2 protein-coding genes and 1 pseudogene are annotated in these 4,289 nt (G+C 43.9%); 2 read left to right on the forward strand and 1 reads right to left on the reverse strand.

Features of this window, described 5'->3' with window-relative positions; translation table 11 throughout:
• The coding region (locus tag ACH2DQ_RS07075; protein ID WP_395026131.1) for a cupin domain-containing protein at positions 1-628 on the reverse strand (628 nt) is incomplete at its 3' end.
• Positions 629-869: 241 nt separating this feature from the next.
• Between ACH2DQ_RS07075 and ACH2DQ_RS07080 the strand changes: the two genes are divergently transcribed.
• Both ACH2DQ_RS07080 and ACH2DQ_RS07085 read left to right on the forward strand, forming a co-directional pair.
• Positions 870-3,359: a glycoside hydrolase family 2 TIM barrel-domain containing protein gene (locus ACH2DQ_RS07080; protein WP_394914753.1), complete on the forward strand. Its 2,490-nt coding sequence runs from the start codon at positions 870-872 to the stop codon at positions 3,357-3,359.
• A gap of 202 nt (positions 3,360-3,561) precedes the next feature.
• Positions 3,562-4,289 (forward strand): annotated as a pseudogene (locus ACH2DQ_RS07085) (DNA polymerase IV); the annotation flags it as partial.

The following is a 4,289-nucleotide window of genomic DNA, read 5'->3' on the forward strand; positions in this document are numbered from 1 at the left end:
CCGCCTGGTCAAAATAATGTAAGATCTGTTCATGTACAGAAGACATACTTTCCCATCTGACCGGTGCCAGATCAATATAATTTTTCTTATGATTTTTCGTCTCCCCGATACAGTCATCAAAGAAATGAAACAGGACAGACTCCTTCTTTTCCCCATTCCGGTAAATTTTTCTACCGCATTTTTTCATGATATCTTCTATAAACTCCGGGGACATGCACAAAAATACAGCCTCAAAGTCTGTGGAAAATTCTTCATTATGGCGAGTGCTGCAGTTGAGCAGACATCCATATCCCGCCTGATACTGATAGCTGGCCTTTTCAATATGCTGGCAGACTTCTCCCTTCAGAACATACATAAACTCAAAATAATTGTGCTGATGCATGGGGCTTTTGCTGGGTTGTGATTCATCATAATCAATAAAATCACTCAAATCCACTTCGATATTGGCATGCTTTCCAAATGCCAGATCCACTAATTTCATCCGCTTAGTCCCTTCCGATACACGGCAGCACTCATAGGTCAGCCCAAACGGCATCTGAAGCAGATAAAACTGTGACTCCTGGCTTGCGGAATCATTTATGGCAACAATTTTATTTCTGGCTTTTGCATATGGATTAATGGATTCCATTTTCACTCCTTTTCTGCTTTGATTACTGAAAATTATACCTGAAAATAATAAAACCATAAATTATAATCTATTACAAAATAAAATCGGTATATGATACAGTAGTTGTAATCAGTACGGTTTTTGACCTTGTTTTATCCTCTTTTTTATATAGAATATAACATATACAGATATATATGTCTATTTAAAAGACAGAATGATATCTATTTTAAATGACGAAAACAATTATGAGAGGAGATTCATTATGCTGTCACAATCATTTAACATGGGGTGGAATATCAAAGAAGGTTTCAGTCAGCCATTTACAAACTTGTTTTCAAAGGAACAGAATCTGGGTACTCCGGTCACACTTCCTCACGACGCAATGATCCTGGAAAAGAAAACCCCCGACACCAAAAACGGAAAACAGACCGGTTACTATCCCGGCAAATCATATCTCTATTCGAAGCTGTTCTATGTGCCGGATGACTGGATGGATAAAAATATTGTACTGGAATTTGAAGGGGTTTATCCCAGTGCGCTGGTATATATCAATGGCGATTTTGCGGGCAGCCACCATTCCGGTTATTCCCAGTTCACGATTCAGGCTGACGGCTTTCTGATTCCCGGCAAGGAGAATAAAATTGAAGTTGCTGCAGACAACAGTTGTGAAGCAAATACCAGATGGTATTCCGGCAGCGGAATTTACCGAAATGTAAATATCTATATCAGTGAAAAAATCTATATCCCGGTGGATGGACTGCAGATTGACACCCCGGAAATAGATGCGGAAACCGCTGTCCTTTGTATAAAAACAAGGCTCTGCAATGAAACTCTGCGTACACATGATTTAATCCAGAGCACCGAAATACTGGATGCAGATGGAAAGATCGTTAATTCCGAAAAAACTGTGGTCACGGCTTATCTTGGAAAAAATGTGCAGACACTGCAGCGGATACCGGTCTGGGATCCGCAATTGTGGGACTGTGACGCACCTTATCTCTATACCTGCAGAACCAGATTCATGGAGGGCGATACCATACTGGATGAAGCGGTTACTACTCTGGGTATCCGCAAAATGCAGCTGGACTCCCGGCATGGCCTTCGGATAAATGGAAAAGAAGTCAAACTAAGAGGTGCCTGCATTCACCATGACAATGGGATTATCGGTGCTGTCACTCTGGAAAAAGCCGAAGAACGCCGCTGCCGCCAGATGAAGGAAGCCGGTTTTAACTGTCTCAGAAGCTCCCATCATGCAATGAGTAAAGCCATGCTGGCGGCATGTGATAAGCTTGGCATGTTCGTAATGGATGAACTGTCCGATATGTGGCACGTCCGCAAAAATCCCAATGATTTCGGGAATTATTTTGAAGAATTCTGGGAAGATGAAGTGGAACGTATGGTGGCAAAGGATTACAACCACCCGTCCGTTATTATGTATTGTACCGGTAATGAAATCCCCGAGGTGGGAACCAAACGCGGTGCAGAAATGAACCGCAGAATTGTTGAAAAAATTAAATCTTTGGATTCTTCCCGTTACACCACCAATGCTGCCAACAGCTTCCTGGCACTGCGAAGCGACATGCAGCAGCTTCTGGAAGAGGCTGTAAAAGCAACCGGTATGGAACACATTTTAGAACAGACCTCAGGCGCCGGGGAAAGCGGCATATCCGTTATGAATGCTTTTGCAAGTCTGATGGAAGGTCCTGCAAAAGATTATATCGATGCCAGTTCTACCTTGACTAACCTTTTAGAAGGGTTCAGCGGCGGTCTGGATATCGCCGGATTTAATTATATAACCGGACGCCATGAGCTGGAAGCCCAGCTGCATCCCAACCGGCTTGTTCTCGGCACCGAGACCTATCCGTCTGAAATTGTCAGGCTTTGGGATATCGTTGAACGCAATTCCCATGTAATCGGTGACTTTACCTGGACGGGATATGACTATCTGGGGGAAGCCGGAATCGGAATTTTTTATTACAATGGAATTAACGGTTTTCAGGATAACAATTTCCCGGACAGCATCGCATATATCGGTGATATCGATATTACCGGGTACCGCAGACCCATCAGTTATCTGCGGGAAATCGTCTTTGGTCTAAGAACAGCGCCCTTCCTTGCTGTAGAAAGATTGAACCATTATGGAGAGACACCTGGAAAAACCACCTGGATGCACAAGGATAATATCGCCAGCTGGACCTGGGCGGGTTACGAAGGCAAACCCGCTGTTGTAGATATATTCTCTTCCAGTGAAGAAGTGGAACTGTTCTTAAATGATATTTCTCTTGGAAGAAAACCTGCCGGAAAAGCCGCTGGATTCATCTCTTCTTACGAAATAACTTACCAGCCCGGAACACTTATGGCAGTCAGTTATGAAAATGGAGCCGAAACCGGACGGGATATCCTCCAAACCGCAAACGCACCTGCAAAGCTTTCCCTTTCCGCCGAACAGACAGTTTTGACCGCTAATGGCAATGATTTAACATACATTACAATTGAACTTCAGGATGAGAACGGTATCCTCAATCTGCAAGCCGAAACCGAAATCCAGATTTCTGTGGACGGCGCCGGCACACTTCAGGGATTCGGAAGCGCCGATCCCCATACCGGCAATCATTACCATACATCAACCTGGAAGACTTATGACGGACGCCTGCTGGCTGCCATTCGCTCGGGATTTGATCCTGGGGAAATAAAAGTGACGGTTCGTGCAGTAGGACTTGGGGAAGAAACATTGATTGTTATAGTGGAGTAAAGAGAAACTATAAGATTTTTGCTGAATAAAGACGCTTTTTGTAATATGTAGTTTACAGACGAAATTAATATGAAATATCGGAGAAATAAATGTGAATTCTGCGTATAAATACCCCTGCAGCCTATACATAATATAATTATAAATTGTATGCTGGCAATATCAGGAGGTGTACCCGGTGGATCATGTAATCCTACACTCAGATATGAATAACTTTTATGCCTCCGTAGAATGCCTGTATAACCCGGCTCTCAGAGGAAAACCCATGGCAGTGGCAGGTGACCCGGGAGAACGTCACGGCATTGTTCTGGCGAAAAGCAATGAAGCAAAAAAATACGGCATTAAAACAGGTGATCCACTTTGGATGGCAAGGCAGAAATGCCCGGATATCCTGTTCACACCGCCCCATTACGACCGCTATATTGAGTTTTCACAGATGGCGCATGAAATATACCAGGATTATACAGACCTTGTGGAATCCTTTGGCCTGGACGAATGCTGGCTGGATGTAACAGGCACCGCCTCCCTGTTTGGTGACGGAAAGCAGATTGCTGATGATATACGGGAAAGAGTTAAATTCGAACTGGGCATTACGGCAAGTGTGGGCGTCTCCTATAATAAAATATTTGCAAAGCTTGGCAGTGATCTGAAGAAACCCGATGCAACTACCGTCATCGGCTATGATTTCAAAGAAAAGATCTGGCATCTGCCCGTTGATTCTCTGCTATATGTAGGCAGGGCAACTTATCAGAAATTAGCAAAATGCGGCATCCGGACAATTGGAGAACTGGCTCAGGCGGATGTACGTTTTCTGGAGCAGCTTCTGGGGAAAAATGGAATTATGCTCTGGTATTTCGCAAATGGCCATGATACATCCGCAGTAGCACACATCAATTCCCGCCGCATTATTAAAACCATAGGCAACAGTACCAC

The sequence above is a fragment of the Robinsoniella sp. genome (assembly GCF_034124845.1).